The organism is Halomonas sp. SIMBA_159 (assembly GCF_046536035.1).
Classification (GTDB): domain Bacteria; phylum Pseudomonadota; class Gammaproteobacteria; order Pseudomonadales; family Halomonadaceae; genus Vreelandella; species Vreelandella venusta_A.
This window is the reverse complement of the sequence record NZ_JAWJBT010001085.1, coordinates 1-253: the sequence shown is the minus strand read 5'-3', so window position 1 is coordinate 253 and position 253 is coordinate 1. Positions and strand designations below refer to the sequence as shown.

The 253-nt window shown below is 56.5% G+C and carries 1 protein-coding gene; it reads left to right on the top strand.

Annotated features, from left to right (window positions below; all coding sequences use genetic code 11):
* Positions 1-247: hypothetical protein (locus tag R0J87_RS22620; protein ID WP_498889145.1), on the top strand; the 247-nt coding region annotated here is incomplete at its 5' end.
* Between the last annotated feature and the right edge of the window lie 6 nt (positions 248-253).

Sequence of the window (253 nt, the reverse complement as noted above, 5' to 3'; positions counted from 1 at the left end):
GGGAGACGCGGCGCTAGAAAACCTTATGTCCGGTCACCAGGCCAACGCCCAGCAGGACGACGAAACCGATCCAGATCCAGCTCATCGCTTCGTTGGTCATTTCAAGCCTCCCGCACGGTTCCATCGTCGATCGATAGATGGAGTTTACGACATCCGTGTGACCTTTTCGGGATCACAGGTTAGGTATGGGTGCGTTTTTAACCTGACGCGGGTGCGGACGGCTGTGACGGTGGACACAGGACAATAAAGGCCC